Raw genomic sequence first — 16506 nt, forward strand, 5'->3', positions numbered from 1 at the left:
GGAAGTAGTAAATCCAATTGTACCACCTTATCGATTTCCTCATTGCTTAAATGATACTGGTTGATGTAATTCAAATGCTCTTCCTTTGAACCATACATACAATCGGGGTCTCCCTAGTTTGGTTCATACTCCTCATGGTGCTCGACCCACTCGGTGAGCCATCCCCATTCCTCGAAGCTGCCCATGGGAATCATGTGAGCTGCGTGTAAGCCACCGGTAAAATGCTTCTTCACGAACGGTTCACGTACCTCTAGATCATAAGGTATCGTTACCCATCTCTCGTACCCATGGTCCGATCCATCCGGTTGGACTCCATTCGGATGATTGAATCCATAATGCCGCAGATCAGGCTTGAGTTGGGTCAGCTTCGTGTCCATCATAAACTTTTGCAACTCCATCCCCGTTTCATACTCCGGTGATTTTCCAATTACGTGGATCGAAGCCACTGGTGAAGACGGAAGGTAAACAATCCGCACATCCTTAAGCGTGGATAAATGTTGATCTGCCTTGATCAAATCGTTCATGGATAGGTCCTCCTTGAGATTACTTTTGGATAAAGGAAGGGCTTCAACGATCTGTAGCAGAGTTTTATCCATCCAGACTCCCGGGTTCAGCTTCACTTCGGCATGGAGCTTGAGTTGATCTACCAAGTTTTGCAGTACATTGTGAATGACAGACAATGCCGTCGCTGGATAGTTCATACATCTTTTCTTGGAACACAGCAAGTGCGATCCTGGACTCATCACTCTGCAGAATCCTTTGAATTTCCTTCAACGGAATTCTCAGCTTTATTGGATGACCGCATGCATCACTTCCGCGATAGTAAAGAAATCTTCTTGGTTTATCTCTAATTCCAGGCATAATGATCATTAATTGATTTTAGTCTAATCAGACTATATAATGACTCAATTAGTCTATATTAGTTATGTAAAGGAATGAAGATCAAATGATAAAATCATTTTTAATGTTGGGTCAATCTAATATGGCAGGCCGTGGATTTTTGCATGAAGTCGACCCTATATATAATGAAAAAATAAAAATGCTGCGTAATGGACAGTGGCAGATGATGACAGAGCCGATTAATTATGACCGTCCGGTTTCCGGTGTAAGCCTGGCGGCGTCTTTCGCCGATGCCTGGTCAAAAGCCAATTCGGATGAAGAAATTGGTTTGATTCCTTGTGCAGAAGGTGGCAGCTCTTTGAATGATTGGCATCCGGAAGGCATTCTTTTTCAGCATGCTTTGTCCGAAGCCCGATTCGCCTTGCGGTCCAGCCAAATCTGCGGGATTCTGTGGCACCAGGGTGAGAGCGACAGTTATCAATCGCTGCATGAAACGTATTACGAGAAATTAACCCTTATCATCAAGACTCTAAGAAACGAATTGAATGTTCATGAGGTGCCGCTCATCATTGGCGGACTTGGTGATTTCCTTGGGAAGACGGGTTTTGGACAGCAAGCGACAGAGTATAGACAGATCAATGAACAATTGTTGCGCTTCGCTAACGAACAGCCACATTGTTATTTTGTAACGGCAGCAGAACTAACCGCGAATCCTGATGGCATTCATATCAACGCGGTTTCGCAACGCAAATTTGGCTACCGCTATTTCGAAGCTTATTCGAACAAGTGTCATGTCCTGGAGCCCCTACCGGGGGAGGAGCAGTCACTGAAAGTGAAGCGCGACTATTCGAAAACAGAACAAATATACCTTCATAGCATGGATTTGGCTTTGGGTAAAATTACTTACGCCGAATTCGAGGCGCAGATGGTGAAGGTTATGCAGCCCTGATCCCTTTACTCATTCTTGGCATACTTGTCCAAAACTTGGCCCGATCTTCCATTAATTCATACTTCTCTGCCGAATATTGCTCCCTGCTTAACACACTGGCTGGCCACCGAAATTCTTATCATTTCCTTAAATAAGGTTGAGAAGCGCAGACCAAAAAGGACCCATTCTTAGATAGAAGCTATCTAAGAATGGGTCCTTGCCTGTAAAGGCGTTATCAGCGAGCTAAGGCTCCTGAGTTATTTCTTCGCTTTTTGCTTTTTCACAGCATCATCAAGGCTCTTTTGAACTTGTGTTTGAATTGAAACTAGCGCTTTGTCTAGTGTCTTTTTGTTGCTTAATGCCTGTTTCACTTCACTCTGCAGAATAACTGAATACTGTGAATTGTTAAATAGATTCCCTATTGGATTAACATATGGCGGTGTTTCCAGGTTTGGTTTTAATTTATAGAAGGTCTCTAAGCTATAACCATTGTACTCCTTACTATAATCCATACGGGTTAGGGAATAGCCTATAAACTGTTCTGATATGGATTTGGATTTAGCATAATCCGCTCCGTTATAAAACTTGATGAAATTCCAAGCAATATCTTTATTAGCAGAACTAGCTTTTATCGTCATGATCGAAGGAAGATGGATATTCCGTGTTGTTTTCGGATTCTTAGGATCTGCAGGACCCGCGGCAATTTTAACAGTAAAAGGTTTATAATTTGCTATAGCAGCTTTATCCGCAGCTATGTCTCTTAAGGTTTCCATACTTTGAGTACTTACCGTCATAGCCGCTCGTCCCATAATGAAAGGATCATTGGAATAGCCAACTGTATTCGATCCTTCTATGGTATTGGATTTTATTGCAGTAATAGCCATACTGAATACCCTTTTCCAAGCCGCTGTATTCATATTTGCTTTAAGTGTATCAGGATTATACCGGGTTAATCCTTCGGAAGTTGCTATGTCATTGATTAAATAGGTGTAATTATCAAGAGGATAGTGAAGTCCCCAGATACGGTTGTCTTTATTTCCTGAAGTCGGGAATTTAGCGGCTAATTTCAATATTTCCTGCCAAGTCATTCCGTCCTTCGGCAATGGAACATTATATTTTTTAAATAAGTCGGCATTGTAGAAAATAGATTCTGTATTGAAGGTTGGACTTAACCCGTAGAGCTTTCCATTGACTTTGAGTGCGTCCAGCATTCCAGGATACATTGTTGTAGTATCATAATTGTCACGCTTAATTAACTGACCGAGTTCTGCTAACTGATTCTCCTTGGACAGCTGCTGATATTCAAGAGTGTTCAGCATGATAACGTCAGGTGATTGGTTGGCGATAAAAGCTTTTAAATCTGATTTTCCATCCCATTTAACTTCCTGAATCTGAGTATTGGGAAACTGCTGTTGGAACAATTTCTCATCGAAAAAATATTTCTCTTTGTAGAGCACCTTTAGCGTTTGTTTCGTGTCTGCTTGGGTATTTGAATCCGCAGAAGCTTTTGGGTCCAGGCTAAAACCTGCTGAAATGACCAATAGTATAGCACTCAAACTAACGATTAATGCCTTCTTTAATAAATTAATCTTCAAAATTATAACCTCCGCTTATTTATTGTTTAAACGATTAACCACTCGGCTGGACTAAGTATAGAAGAGAAAGCTTAACAGCCGGCTACCGAAATTCTTATCATTTCCTTAAATATTGCTGACGTTATTCATTGCATTAGATATATCGTTTATAATTATTGTTCTACTCATTAATTAAGAAAGATACGAGAATTATGGGAGGATCTATGGCGGAAAGTACGATTTTGATGGTGGATGACGAAGCGGAAATTATCCAATTGATGAATATTTATTTCAATAACGAAGGCTATAAGCTCCTAAAAGCGTCGAATGGACTGGAGGCACTAGAAATTCTACAGTCCGTGCCGGTCGATTTAATTGTGCTTGATCTAATGATGCCCCATATGGACGGATTGCAGGCTTGTATGAAAATACGGGAAACAAATCCTATTCCCATCATTATGCTCTCGGCCAAAGACCAGGATATCGATAAAATATCAGGCCTCAGTATCGGCGCCGACGACTACGTAACCAAACCATTCAACCCGCTTGAGCTGATCGCACGCATCAAGTCGCAGCTTCGAAGGATGAACCAGTTCAACGCCGCTGCGGTTAACGCGAACGAAATACATATCGAAAACGTCGTTATTAATATTGCGTCCCACACGGTAACGGTCGACCAGCAGGAGATCAAGTTGACTCCCCGCGAGTTCGCGCTTCTTCACATGCTGGCAGTCAATAGAGGGATGGTGCTGAGCATGGATCGCATCTACGAAGAGGTCTGGAACGAGCCCTTTATGGAGTCGAAAAATAGCGTCATGGTTCATATCCGAAAGCTCCGTGAGAAGATAGAATCTAATCCGCGCGAACCGAGGATAATCAAAACTGTGTGGGGGATTGGATACAAAATCGAAGGCGATCTAAAAGTAAGGGGTGAGTAGGATCCAACCACAGTGGCTATATACAATTCGTTGGAGATTAATGCTGATCATGGTTGCAAGCCTAACCTTAACAGGCGCAGCTATTTTTTTTGGGTATTTTATGGCGGGAGAGCTGCAAAAAATCAAATACGTGGCTGCCCCGATCAACTGGAGCATTGAGCATGCGGGATCCGTTCGCGTAATGATCATAACCGGTATCATTCTCTTTCCCATCACTTTCTTCCTTACTAGCCTCCGTCTGGTTGAGGATTTGCGCGAAATCAACGCAGGGTTGCAGGAGATATTGGCAGGCCGGTTCGGGCGTGTAATAACGGTCAATGGCAAGGATGAGTTAAGCGTTGTTGCAGAGAGTATGAATCAGCTCAGCAGCGAATGGGATCATTATCTGGCAGAAATCACGCGCGGTTTGGAGGAGATTGCGGGCGGGCAGCTCGACCATCAAATTCCAGAAATTGCCGGTAACAAATTGGGCGAGGTCGCGCTCAGTATCAACCAGATGAGTATGCAGTTGAAGCATTCGATAACGGAGGAACGCAAGGCGGAAAAGACCAAAAACGATTTAATTACCGGTGTATCGCATGACCTGCGCACTCCACTGACCTCGATTCTTGGCTTTCTCGAAGTGATCGAGGAGGATCGGTATCAGGATGAAGTAGAGATGCGTTATTACGTCAACATCGCGTATGAGAAATCCTTGGCGCTTCGGCGCTTGATCGACGAACTGTTCGAATATACGCGAATCAACAACGGCATGCCTTTGGAACTGAGCGAGCTCGACATCGCCGGGTTGATCTGTCAGCTTGAAGAGGAATTCGTGCCGGTTACGGAGAACGCAGGCATGGAAATCAGGCTGAACATGCAAGAAGGAGAATTCAAGATCCAAGCGGACGGAGGGTTGTTGGTACGGGCGTACGAGAATATAATCGCCAATGCCATACAGTACGGGCAGACGGGCAAATATATCGATATCGACATTGCACAGGATGGAGATATGTTGGTCGTGCGAATCCAAAATTATGGAGACCCCATTCCGGAACGGGATTTGCCCTTTATTTTCGAACGCTTTTACCGGGTGGAGCGCTCCAGGTCGAAGCAGACCGGAGGTACAGGTCTTGGTCTGGCCATCGCCAAAAGCATTATCGAGGTACACGGAGGGAGCATCACTGCATACAGCAGCAAAAGGGCAACCTCATTTGAGACACGGTTCCCGGTTTCCGGCCTCAACCAGGTGCATGCGGCTGTTCCGGAAGAAGTTCATAATGAAATCGAGCGGGTAATGACCACGCTCCCCGAGCAGGGCCTGGCACCGAAACAAAGAATATCTCCACAGAGACGGCGCTTATTCCAATCTAGGGTAGCCGCGGTATCAATGATCGTGTTGCTCGTCTGTGCTGTGGTATTATTCAGCATTAAGAATTCATTCACCTCCTCGCTCATGGTAAAGCTGGATGAAAATAGCGATCCAGCGTTGATGCCAACAAGCGGAAATAACGAGATGGTTTTAATAACCGGTAAAACGGACAAAGGCTATACACTTCTCATTCATCAATACTTATTCGACGGCCAGAGCCTAATTATCCAATACTCCATGAAACATTCTAACATGATATCGGAGTCGCAATGGGTGAAACATTCGGTGAAGCCCACTTTTCAATTGGACTCTTCAACGATACTGGCAGTTCCCGGCATCGCCACGGATTCAGGTGTAACGTTGGCCAAAAACGGCACCATCAATTATTCTTTCAACGGGACCCCGCCTCCAGACAAGTTCATGTTAAAAGTCAACGTACAAGAGTTAATCGTGTTCGATGACCCGGCTCAGCAGCATATGCTTACTGGAGACTGGAGCTTCCAAATTCCCGTAGAAAAAAATTATATACGAAAAGCCAATGGCCAAAGCGAGCCGTTGTAGCAGCTTAAATTGCAGTGGTCACCGTTTTCGCCCTACTTATGGTATGGTTTCCCGCGCTGTCTGTAACGGCAAGTAAAAAGGCCATCTCTTTATTGGATGGCCGCATGCATCGCTTCCGCGATAGTAAAGAAATCTTCTTGGTTTATCTCAAAATGGCCGGTACGGAACGGGTAGCCCCAATTCCGTTTACCTCGGGTGAAGGACAGCCGGTCAAGCAAGCCTTCGATTCTTGCTTCTTGGCAGGGAACATATTCGATATTCCGCCGGTAAGGTACGAACGTCGCGGACATGGCATATTCGTACACATGGTCGTCCAAAACCCGGCCAATGGCGGTGAATGCTTGCAACGGCTCGCCTTCTCTTATCTCTGTTCGAGGAGAATAGTACACAAGCCAATCCCCAGGTTGCATTCTGCGTAATGGTGCAGATTTACCGTGACACATTTGGGCGAAGCCGCCACTAACCCCGCGTTGTACATGCGATGCCGAGACGACGCCTATCCAATAGGAAGGCGGACGGAGAACCGTATTCCGAACAAGTTGTTCAAGACTTGAGCCAGCCAATTCTTGAATATTACCACTGACCGTTTCCTCAAAATTACACAACGTTTCTTTCGTATTCATTGCTGAACCCAGCTCCTTTTTCTTACGCTGTATCCAGCATACAACAACGCTACTGACAGCGGTTTGTCAGTAGCGTTTGAGCTTTTTTTTGATATCCTGTATCGCTGAAAGTGGAGCGCGACTATTCGAAAACAGAACAGATCTACCTTCATAGCATGGATTTGGCATTGGGTAAAATCACTTACGCCGAATTCGAGGCACAGATGATGAAGGTTATCACTTAACAGGCACGATTCAGTTTTTCGCAGTAAATCCCGGTCATCTTCTTAGTCGAAAACAGTATCCAGGAAAACTTGCTCGTTTGGAGCTAAATGAACAAGCCATTTGAGCTTTTCAGCAAAGTATTCTCGCCGGGTTCCAGTTATACTAAAAGGATAAGTGTTGAAACGTTTGTCAAGAAAATTATTCTACAGGTAAGCGCAGACTGGCATAACCGAAAGGATGATTAAGAAATGGAAACTAGAGCAATCGCAGGTACAAGTAGGGCGGGACGTCCATGACTATGAGATCAAGCAAAATGGTCAAGGTGCCTAATGAACTGGTAAAGTTTCCTAATAAGAAAGGGAGCTTGAAGCTGGGTGGGATGTCCGTTATCGAAATCTGCTTTTACACGCAAGGCATAAAAGGAAAATTTTTTTTGCAGGATCATCTTCTGCTAATCGTCAAGTCGGGTGTCTATACAGTTCGCTTCGGTGATCAAGAATATACGATGCGGAGCAACGAAATGATGTTTATTCATAAATCAATGGGAGTCGAGTACGAGAAAGCGGGTGAACCCGATTCCGATTACATCCTCGACTATATGATGTTTTTCCTGAACGAGAAAATAGTAGATGAATTCCTCAAATTCGCCGGTTTAAAACCGATTTGTCTCGTGAATGATGTTGTTCCGATAACAGTCTTTCCGATCAATGACCGCCTTGGAAGCTATATCGAGTCGTTAAAACCCTATTTCGAGCACCCTGATGAAGTCAAAGAAGGACTGGTTCGTGTGAAACTGATGGAATTGCTGTTTCACATAGCAGATTCGAACGATCGTTTGTTGCATCAAATGATGCAACCCATAAGCAAGGACAGAGGCAGCATCACAAAGATCATGGAGGAGAACTTCATGAATCCCGTTTCCCTTAACGACCTGGCCTATTTGTCTGGCAGAAGCCTGGCGGCGTTCAAAAGGGATTTTCAAGCAATATACAACACCTCCCCGCTCAAATGGGTTCGCAATCGAAGGCTGGATAAAGCCAAGGAACTGTTAGCGGAAACAGCGTTATCTGTTACGGATATCTGTTTTTCGACCGGATTCGAAAATATCGCTCACTTTTCCAAAGTATTCAAGGAAAGATTCGGACTTCCACCGTCAGAGTTTAGACGGCAGCAGAGGTTGAAGAAGGATGCCTAAAGGGGCTGAAAAATGAGCTAAATAAACAAATAGAATGAGCTTGTAGGCAAAGAAATTTATTCGTCTCCTTGATATTCTTATCTCATGCGGTAAACGCAGCCGTATTAAAACAAGAATGTAGGGAGGCAATTTTATGAATAAATCTAAGATCGTATTAATTACAGGTGGAAACAAAGGTATCGGTTTTGAGACAGCAAGACAATTGGGAAATATGGGGTATGAGATTTTAATAGGAGCAAGAAGCAAAAATAAAGGACATGAGGCCGTAACGTTATTGGAAAAGGAGAAAATTAAAGCTAAAACAGTAGTTCTTGATGTCACGAACCCCAGCTCCGTTCTCTCCGCAGCAGAATGGATTGAGCAAGAGTATGGATTGCTTGATATCTTGATTAATAATGCAGGCGTGTTTTTCGAAGAAAACACCACTCCAAGTGAACTGGAATTGTCTGTTCTCAAGAGTACCTATGAGACAAACGTTTTCGGTGTATTTTCTGTCACTAAAGCAATGCTTCCACTGCTCAGAAATTCTTCTGCGGGAAGAATCGTTAATCTTTCCAGCGCATTAGGTTCCTTAACCTTGAATTCAGACTCAACGTCAGAATTTTATAATGCGAATTCGCTCGCCTACAATAGTTCTAAAACGGCTGTAAATGCTTTAACCGTTTCCTTTGCTAAAGAATTAAGCGATTCTCCTATTAAAATCAACTCCGTTTGCCCTGGATTTACAGCTACTGATTTAAATGGTCATAGTGGCTATCGTTCAGTCGAACAAGCAGCTTCCATTGTAGTGGAGCTTGCCACAATACTTAGTGATGGTCCAACTGGTGGCTTTTATGATGAGCATGGAGTTGTGGCTTGGTAAAATAGAAAATTTGTGTAAGTAGGAATTTCCATTGGGATGAGGGAGAAAAGGGTCTGCTGTTGCCTTCGCGAAGGGCGTAGCCCAAGCGAAGGCGCGGGAGGCTTTTAAATCTCTTTCCCTTTGCTATTTGGATAACGTTCCTTAAACAGCTCCGTCAACCGCTGCTTTGCAAGCGGATCGCCGGAGCCTTTTATGATGCGATTCTCGAAGTTCTAACTTATGATACGGTTCCCCCTCTGTCTGTAAAGGCAAGTTAAAAGTCCATCTCTTTATTGAATGTCCGCATGCATCGCTCCCGCGATAGCATGCTTTGTCCGAAGCCCGCTTTGCCTTGCGGTCCAGTCAGATCTGCGGTATTCTGTGGCACCAGGGTAAGAGTGACAGTTATCAAACGCTGCATGAAACGTATTACGAGAAATTAAGCCTTATCATCGAGACCCTAAGAAACGAATTGAATCTTGATGAGGTGCCGTTAAACATCGGCGGACTTGGTGATTTCCTCGGGAAGACTGGTTTTGGACAGCAAGCGACAGAGTACAGACAAGTCAATGAACAATTACAGCGCTAACGAACAGAAAAATTGTTATTTTGTAACAGCGGCAGAGTTGACCGCGAATCCTGATGGCATTCATATAGACGCGGTTTCGCAACGCAAATTCGGCTACCGCTATTTCGAAGCTTTTTCGAACAAGTGTCATGTCCTGGAGCCCCTCCCGGGGGAGGAGCAGTCGCTGAAAGTGGAGCGCGACTATTCGAAAACAGAACAGATCTACCTTTATAGCATGGACTTGGCTTTGGGTAAAATCACTTACGCGGAATTCGAGGCGCAGAGGGTGAAGGTTATGCAGCCTTGATCCCTTTCGTTTAAAGGGTCTATCGGCGAAAATAAAGGGCGGCCTGGAAGGCCGCCACTGTTGTTTATACTATGAATAGATAGGCTTGATTCATAATGTTTCTTTATAATAATTCCTTCAGTACATTTTTAGCCACACGTACCTTCTCCTCATTGGCCTCTCTGAGCATGCCTACCATATCCTGAATATCACGCTCTGCTGCGGTGACCATGAACTCTTCACCCTGGTACGCAAACAACTGAATGATATTCACCTCAAGTGATTCAGCAATCTTATGTAAATTCAATAAAGAAACGTTCTTCTCCCCACGTTCAATCTGACCTATGTATGAAAAATGAAAGCCGCCTTTCTCCCCAAGCGCCTCCTGCGACAGCCCCCGCTCTTTCCGAAGAGCACGAATCCGGGCTCCCACCAGCTTCAATATTTCCTTATCCATCACAGTATTCACCTCTCCATGTCCAAAGTGTAGACAAGTTTCCTAAAGGTAAACACCAATTAATAGATATTATTATTTATTATAATACTTATAGGTATTATAATAGGTGTAATACTTTTCCAAATATGCTATGGGAGGCTTTCACTATGGGAAGAAGCTTGCAAGAGAAAATCACTGACTATACAAGTCTAGCCCGTTATCACATGAAATTAGCTCATATTATGAGAAAGCACAAGCAATACAAGGCTGCGTTCTTTCTTTGTCATTCAGCCCTCATCTCCACGATTCGTGCATTATACATTTATGAGAATAAGACAGAGTTTGGCTCAGAGATATCATTAAATGATCTATTACTGCTGATACACACCGACTATCACCCTGGGCTTGAGATTGTGGTGTTTGTGGGTGAGTTGAATTTTCTCGTTAATGGGGAGGGGAAGGAGTTAGAGAGGATAACGGACAAGGATATGAAGAGAGTGATGAGACGGGCGGGTGAGGTTTTGGAGGAGTTATGTTGGAGAATGGGGATGTAGGTAGAAGCCATCTCGGCAATAAATTTACCTTTTGGCGCTAATGTGCTCTCCTCTGTTACATATCCCCTTTTAAAGGGTTACCCTCTATCCGACAGAATGTTGTTCAACGTAAGACTAAATGTCTGCTCAAAAAAGCACAAGTCAGCGGCTTGTGCTTTTTGCCTTCTATATGACGTGAATATCAATAAGTAGGAAATTCCCTTCTTTGATTTTCTTATACTCATCGGTAGAACAATGATGTGCCTAATAGCAGGATTCAATTATTATTGCTTCTTTTTAGTTCATGAGCAATTTGAGAAAATATACTTGAAAGAGTAATCTCCAACCCGCCTCTAGCCTGATTCATATGAAAACCAGAATTACTAAAAAACCGTTTTATTAGCTCCTTATCTGCCAGCATCTCATTTACATCTTCTACGCGATCTACGAGTTCAAAAGTTCTTAATTCTCTCATGATTTCTTCTTGAACCAAAGATGTGTAATCTTGCTTTTCTACCCAATCCAAAAATGCCTCGCGAGACTTCGTGTTCGGAGCACGGTCATGACAGCTCTTACACATCAGAAATAGATTCTCTGGGATATCCTCTCCATCGAACTGACAGGCAATTATGTGGCAACGTTGAAGAGGTACCCTATCCCAGTTTTTTATTATATCTTCACGTGTAGCACTGGGCTTGTTCAAATCATATTTAGCATCAAAATGTCGTTTACATGCCCAACAACAAGGCTCCCCCCAGTCAAATCCCCTCTTGTCCAACCATTCCATCCAATATTCAAAAATCTGGGCTTTTGTTGGCATAGCCATTGTAAACCCCCCGTGTCATTTGTTTTAAATTTACTTTTTTTGTATAAAAGGTGATAATTAACAATTTCTTAAATCAATTAGTTAGAAGGTATATTAGCTAGGGAGAACATCAAACCCAGTGAATAGCCCAAGTGATTTCGGAAATATAGTTTTACTAAAATGGGTTATGCTTTCTAATTCATCATCAGTAGATTATCTTTGTGTCTCAAATAAACAATCGCTATAGGAAAGCTTGATGGAGCTCCCTTTCCCCCCTCTAACACTCTGACTTCACGTGCACCGAAAACGTAATATTCATGATCTAATAATTCCTTTATCATTTTAGTTATTTCAAAACCGTATCTAACTCTTTCACCCGATTCAAAGTCGCTTAATAAATCTCCAAAATCATGTAGGTATTGTAGAAACCCTGAAATCAATTCAACTTCATTTTCATTTTTTGGTTCATCATGATCAAATTCATACCCCATTGCTCTATCCAAAATATTAATGATTTCTTTTCCGCTTGTAATCCTAGGTAATTTTTCAGGAATATTTTCCTTTATCCTTTTAATTCTCGGAGGTTTATCTTCTTGCTGGTCAAGGCTTTTAGATACCCAAAACTCATGGTTGACTTTAATTTGTTTAATAATGTCTTCGGTAAATGTCTCAGGTTGGTCGTCAATCATCTTGTGATGAATGCGACATAACAGAATTAAGTTATCATAAGTATCTATTGCATCTTTAGGACGGTTTTGATCATGTCTAGGCCCATTCTTTTGACCAGAAATAATATGGCATTCCTCACCGACAATTGACGAATTATCTTTTTCAGTCTCATCAATAATTAGTTCTAGCTTGCATATGGAACATCTATTTCCTGATCTACCCCATAGTATCTTTCTAGTCTTATCTGAGATCGACATGGGATCCTCCTTATAATCATTCTCTCATCGTCTCTATTATTCCTTTATACCATTCTGTCCAACATCTTTCTTAGCACTATTCCACAAAAGTTATCGCTGTCTTTTATGATACGGTTTACCGTTACATTTGTAGGGCGAAGTCTCTTGATCTCAGCATACAAAAATCCACCTACTGAATGTTACGATAGCTAAACACTTTCGCAAGATGTTATTATTCATCTTACTGTTACTTTACCATTTGCAGATATTTTCTTGAAAACCGATAAATATCATTCCCAATTAGACTTACTTTCGTAAATATCTATCTCATTGTAAAAGAATGAGGAATCTATAGGTGGGGGTAATATTGGTCTTGATGAAAAAACATAACGCGTTGCATAAAAAGATGTGCGAAAGTTGATCGCCCTCATAAATTTTAGATCTGCTTTAACATATATTTTACTTCTTTTCGTCCATGTAGCACGTAAGCACATATTAGAACTGAGCGGGAATGTTAAATGTATTCCGGGGTTTTCCCAACCGCTAAAGGAAAGGTTGATTTGTTTTTCATCTGGATTATTTAATATAACCGGATTGTCAGAAGTTACAAAGTACTGATTTTTAGATGCTCTAAAAAATTGCCAGTTCATTTTATAAATCATAGGTACAAAAAACCTAGACATCTCAATCATTAATTCTAACGTACTAATTCCTTCATCTCCTATTCCAGCTGCTTCTATTTTAGCTTTTGTTAATTCGACTTTTGTTTTATCAAAATTCAATTTGGAACCATTTTTATGAAACCAAGACATGTAATTAAGAAAATTAGGCACCCTAACAAGTGAATAATATATAAACTCACTAAATTGAAATCTCTCATCTTCATTAATTGGCATATAACCCAGTATCTTTTTTAAAATTAATGAAGAGGGTCCCTCAATCTGTTTAGAAAAAAACGATTCCACCACAGTTGTTATTTCTCCAGTCATTAATTTCATATCATAGTATCCATTTATTTTAGCAACATTTTTGGTGCCTTTCCTGCATAGAGTATCTTCTTTCTTATCGAGAACCCAAAGGCTGGGCTTTTGAGGAGGCTCTACCCTGTAATCCAAGAACCCCTTTAAGTAAAATTGGGGAATATAATGGTTTCTACGATCTTGCACTGATATACCTCCTAAAAAATTTTTTACCATTTATCCCCTTTTAATTCTTTCGAAGTTTAAATTTGAATAATTTATAGAATTTTGTAAATGTAAAACAGAAGTAAATTCCCTGATACTTTCCTTTAATAAAAACATTATTCCTTCTTCTTTAAGAAATTGATTACTGTTAATATCATTTTTTTCTCCAGTAGGTAAAAGAAACATCCAGCCGTACCCACCAAAAACTATAACAATCAAACGAGTCAATGAATAGTTTTCTCTTAAATAGGTATTACCATTACTTATGATTTCATCACACTTATTATCATTGCTAATAGGATCAAATAGTTTGACTCCTAAAACAGGAAAGATTTCAACTGTCGGCGCTGAACCGTTTAATATGTATTCTTTTAAAGAATTTTCTTCGTTAGCATCTAATTCTACTCCAGTAAAAAAATTCTCCGCAAAATGTGCCCTTAACAAAACAGACAGCATAAAAATTTTAAATTTATTGTAATCAATGTTAAGCCAGATTTCCTTTTCAACATCAATATATTTTTTCACATGTTTATTATCTCTAATAACTTCAATGCCGTACTTGTCATACGGCCCTAACAAGTCTCTATCACATTTATTACATAACATATATTCACGTTGACCTTTTTGCATAAATGTAAATTCATTTCTAGAAGGTGATGAATGATATATCCTTTGTTTTTCGTCATATAACGGGAGATAAAAACCCTCAGGTATAATATGGGATCTAACTAATTTTCTAGTATCTCCACAAAGTTTACAGCTACCAATCATTAAACTCCCCCTTACTGAACTTTATATAAGTGTATTATAACTTTGGAAAACATTTTCACTTAGGGCCCATTTCACTAGAAGGTTTCACATATCTTCTACAGCATCATCCCCCATCACTGCTTCAGGCGGCTATATTCTTTTATTCACTTAATTTTTTGCCGTCACTTATGATACGGCTCCCCCCTATTTATCTTCAACGCCCGATAAACCTGCTCCACCAGCACCAGCCGCATGAGCTGGTGGGGCAGCGTCATGCGGCCGAAGCTCATGCGCTGCTGGGCGCGGCGCATCACCTCATCGGAGAGCCCGTGGCTGCCTCCGATGACGAAGACGACATGGCTCGTCCCGTAGGTGCCGAGCCGGTCGATCTCGGCGGCAAGCTCCTCGGAGCTCCAGAGCTTGCCGTCAATCGCGAGCGCAATGACATGCGCCTCGCTCTTAATCTGCGCGAGGATGCGCTCGCCCTCGCGCTGCTTCACCTGAACAACCTCTGCATCGCTGAGGTTATCAGGGGCCTTCTCATCCGCCACCTCTATCATCTGGAACTTGAGGTAGGGCGTGAGCCGTTTGGCATATTCCGCGATGCCGAGTGTCAGATACTTTTCCTTCAATTTGCCTACGCTTATCAGTTGAATTAACATAATTCCTCCATCGGTCTCATCTGGTTATGTCCCTGTATTTTATCACATCCCTGTCCATAACATGCCCTGCCTAGGCGACATTCCCCGCACACCCTGTAACGCCAAAAGAAGAGCCACCCTTCATGGGTGGCCCTAAGACACTACGAATAACCTGCAGTACCTGCAATTATTGCTTAGACAAATCAATAATCAACTGCTGTGTAATCTTACGGTCTTTCATATTGGTGAAATCCAGGCGAAGCGATTGCGGCTTATTTAAGGAGAAGTAGCTTTGTGTGACGATTTTCATCTCATGGTCTGTATAGGTATAGATAGAAGTACCCTCTTCCGTTTTGTAATCACCGGTTCCGCTCTTGACCAAGAGTGAAGGAGAGTAGTCCTTATTGAAAATCTCTAAAAATTCTTTGTTTTTAAACAAAGCCTCATCGGAGGATAGCGTGATTACAGTCGTGAACGGTGTCAATTCCAGCTTCACCTTGATCTTATGCCCTGCCACATCAATAGTTTCCTCCGGCGCCAGTGTCCGGGTCTCCTGCTTCCAGGCCTTGGGGTTAATATCAAAGGCCACCTTCAGCACAGGGCTATATTTCACGTTGGATTTGAGTGTATTATACTTCTTAAGCAGTTCAGGACTCCAACTGAACGATGATTTCTGGTCCGGGTCGTTCGCATGGGCTTTTTCGGCGACAGCGAGCATTTCAGCATCCAGTGCCTGTAACTGGTTCAGCTCAATGGCGGTTAATGTGCCTAGCTGAAACTCAGCAGCTACTTTTTTAGGAGGCGTGGTCAATGGACTGCTTAACGGAATTTTAGCAATGCCATACATAATATGATTTTTCTTTGCCGGACTTGTACTCTGAATGTTAGCCTCATTCATTTTCTTCCCGCTGATGACCTTGCCGGTAACGGCATCAGTCAATTGGAGACTATGACCTTTGGGCGGCATGAACACGAATGCTCTCTTGGTGTCAGCTTGGGCTGTAAAAAGAACGATCAGCTCATATTTGTCGGCGATAAAACCGTTCATCGTCAACTGGTAACCGTCTTTTTTGACCACGGTGTTCAGAGGCTGTACCAGATTGTGTTTAACTGCATATTCAACCTGCCGATAACCCTGAATCCCCGAATTCACAAAGGGGGCAAGCGCTGCCGACGGTTTCGCGGCGGTGACCGGGGCGGCCAAAGCTTGACCTGTCACGGCAAAAGGACTCAGCACCAGCGCTGCTGTTGTCATGACTGCGACGATGGCGGTAGATAGCCGGGTCCTGGAGGACCGCCGTTTATCTGGCGCTGACCCTTGCTTTGGCTCCTGTACAGGCAGC

Annotated in this window: 16 protein-coding genes and 2 pseudogenes; 8 read left to right on the forward strand and 10 right to left on the reverse strand. The window is 42.5% G+C overall.

What is annotated here, in order from left to right:
* Positions 1-113: 113 nt before the first annotated feature.
* Positions 114-701 carry an effector binding domain-containing protein gene (locus MHH28_RS22260; RefSeq protein WP_405105645.1) on the reverse strand — a complete coding sequence of 196 codons (588 nt, stop codon included), beginning with the start codon at positions 699-701 and terminating at the stop codon, positions 114-116.
* 245 nt (positions 702-946) lie between these two features.
* On the opposite strand from MHH28_RS22260, the gene MHH28_RS22265 reads away from it, so the two are divergent.
* Positions 947-1789: a sialate O-acetylesterase gene (locus MHH28_RS22265; protein WP_405105647.1), complete on the forward strand. Its 843-nt coding sequence runs from the start codon at positions 947-949 to the stop codon at positions 1787-1789.
* 236 nt (positions 1790-2025) lie between these two features.
* On the opposite strand, the gene MHH28_RS22270 is transcribed toward MHH28_RS22265, so the two are convergent.
* The gene (locus MHH28_RS22270) at positions 2026-3363 is read right to left on the reverse strand and encodes an ABC transporter substrate-binding protein (protein ID WP_405105649.1); all 1338 of its coding nucleotides are present in this window, start codon (positions 3361-3363) and stop codon (positions 2026-2028) included.
* Between the two features lie 203 nt (positions 3364-3566).
* Here MHH28_RS22270 and MHH28_RS22275 point away from each other — a divergent pair, with 203 nt between their 5' ends.
* Both MHH28_RS22275 and MHH28_RS22280 read left to right on the forward strand, forming a co-directional pair.
* The gene (locus MHH28_RS22275; protein WP_405105651.1) at positions 3567-4280 is read left to right on the forward strand and encodes a response regulator transcription factor; all 714 of its coding nucleotides are present in this window, start codon (positions 3567-3569) and stop codon (positions 4278-4280) included.
* Positions 4281-4320: 40 nt separating this feature from the next.
* Positions 4321-6192 (forward strand): ATP-binding protein, encoded by a 1872-nt coding sequence (locus MHH28_RS22280; protein WP_405105653.1) that lies wholly within the window; start codon positions 4321-4323, stop codon positions 6190-6192.
* An 89-nt stretch (positions 6193-6281) separates the two neighbouring features.
* Here the strand turns inward: MHH28_RS22280 and MHH28_RS22285 are convergent, their stop codons facing one another.
* On the reverse strand, positions 6282-6815 hold the full coding sequence (locus MHH28_RS22285; RefSeq protein ID WP_405105655.1) for an EVE domain-containing protein: 534 nt from the start codon (positions 6813-6815) through the stop codon (positions 6282-6284).
* A 101-nt stretch (positions 6816-6916) separates the two neighbouring features.
* Between MHH28_RS22285 and MHH28_RS22290 the strand changes: the two are divergent.
* The 4 genes and pseudogenes from MHH28_RS22290 to MHH28_RS22305 form a co-directional block, all read left to right on the forward strand.
* A pseudogene (locus tag MHH28_RS22290) lies at positions 6917-7039 on the forward strand (sialate O-acetylesterase); the annotation flags it as partial.
* Between the two features lie 272 nt (positions 7040-7311).
* Positions 7312-8214 carry a helix-turn-helix domain-containing protein gene (locus MHH28_RS22295; protein WP_405105657.1) on the forward strand — a complete coding sequence of 301 codons (903 nt, stop codon included), beginning with the start codon at positions 7312-7314 and terminating at the stop codon, positions 8212-8214.
* Positions 8215-8347: 133 nt separating this feature from the next.
* Positions 8348-9076 carry an SDR family oxidoreductase gene (locus MHH28_RS22300; protein WP_405105659.1) on the forward strand — a complete coding sequence of 243 codons (729 nt, stop codon included), beginning with the start codon at positions 8348-8350 and terminating at the stop codon, positions 9074-9076.
* A gap of 304 nt (positions 9077-9380) precedes the next feature.
* Positions 9381-9930: pseudogene (locus MHH28_RS22305) on the forward strand (sialate O-acetylesterase); the annotation flags it as partial.
* Positions 9931-10033: 103 nt separating this feature from the next.
* Here the strand turns inward: MHH28_RS22305 and MHH28_RS22310 are convergent.
* Positions 10034-10369 carry a helix-turn-helix domain-containing protein gene (locus MHH28_RS22310; protein WP_405105661.1) on the reverse strand — a complete coding sequence of 112 codons (336 nt, stop codon included), beginning with the start codon at positions 10367-10369 and terminating at the stop codon, positions 10034-10036.
* Positions 10370-10512: 143 nt separating this feature from the next.
* On the opposite strand from MHH28_RS22310, the gene MHH28_RS22315 reads away from it, so the two are divergent.
* On the forward strand, positions 10513-10899 hold the full coding sequence (locus MHH28_RS22315; protein WP_405105663.1) for a hypothetical protein: 387 nt from the start codon (positions 10513-10515) through the stop codon (positions 10897-10899).
* A gap of 256 nt (positions 10900-11155) precedes the next feature.
* Here the strand turns inward: MHH28_RS22315 and MHH28_RS22320 are convergent, their stop codons facing one another.
* From MHH28_RS22320 to MHH28_RS22345, 6 genes are all read right to left on the reverse strand, one after another.
* Entirely contained in the window at positions 11156-11704 is a 549-nt protein-coding gene (locus tag MHH28_RS22320) for an HNH endonuclease (RefSeq protein WP_405105665.1), read from the reverse strand.
* Between the two features lie 173 nt (positions 11705-11877).
* A complete protein-coding gene (locus MHH28_RS22325) occupies positions 11878-12609 on the reverse strand; it encodes an HNH endonuclease (protein WP_405105667.1) in 732 nt (243 codons plus the stop codon).
* Between the two features lie 269 nt (positions 12610-12878).
* On the reverse strand, positions 12879-13754 hold the full coding sequence (locus MHH28_RS22330; protein ID WP_405105669.1) for a DUF4238 domain-containing protein: 876 nt from the start codon (positions 13752-13754) through the stop codon (positions 12879-12881).
* A gap of 30 nt (positions 13755-13784) precedes the next feature.
* Entirely contained in the window at positions 13785-14543 is a 759-nt protein-coding gene (locus tag MHH28_RS22335; RefSeq protein WP_405105671.1) for a hypothetical protein, read from the reverse strand.
* A 161-nt stretch (positions 14544-14704) separates the two neighbouring features.
* Entirely contained in the window at positions 14705-15184 is a 480-nt protein-coding gene (rlmH, locus tag MHH28_RS22340) for a 23S rRNA (pseudouridine(1915)-N(3))-methyltransferase RlmH (protein WP_405105673.1), read from the reverse strand.
* 166 nt (positions 15185-15350) lie between these two features.
* On the reverse strand, positions 15351-16418 hold the full coding sequence (locus tag MHH28_RS22345; RefSeq protein ID WP_405105675.1) for a hypothetical protein: 1068 nt from the start codon (positions 16416-16418) through the stop codon (positions 15351-15353).
* Between the last annotated feature and the right edge of the window lie 88 nt (positions 16419-16506).

The organism is Paenibacillus sp. FSL K6-1217, assembly GCF_045040735.1.
Lineage (GTDB): Bacteria > Bacillota > Bacilli > Paenibacillales > Paenibacillaceae > Paenibacillus_AQ.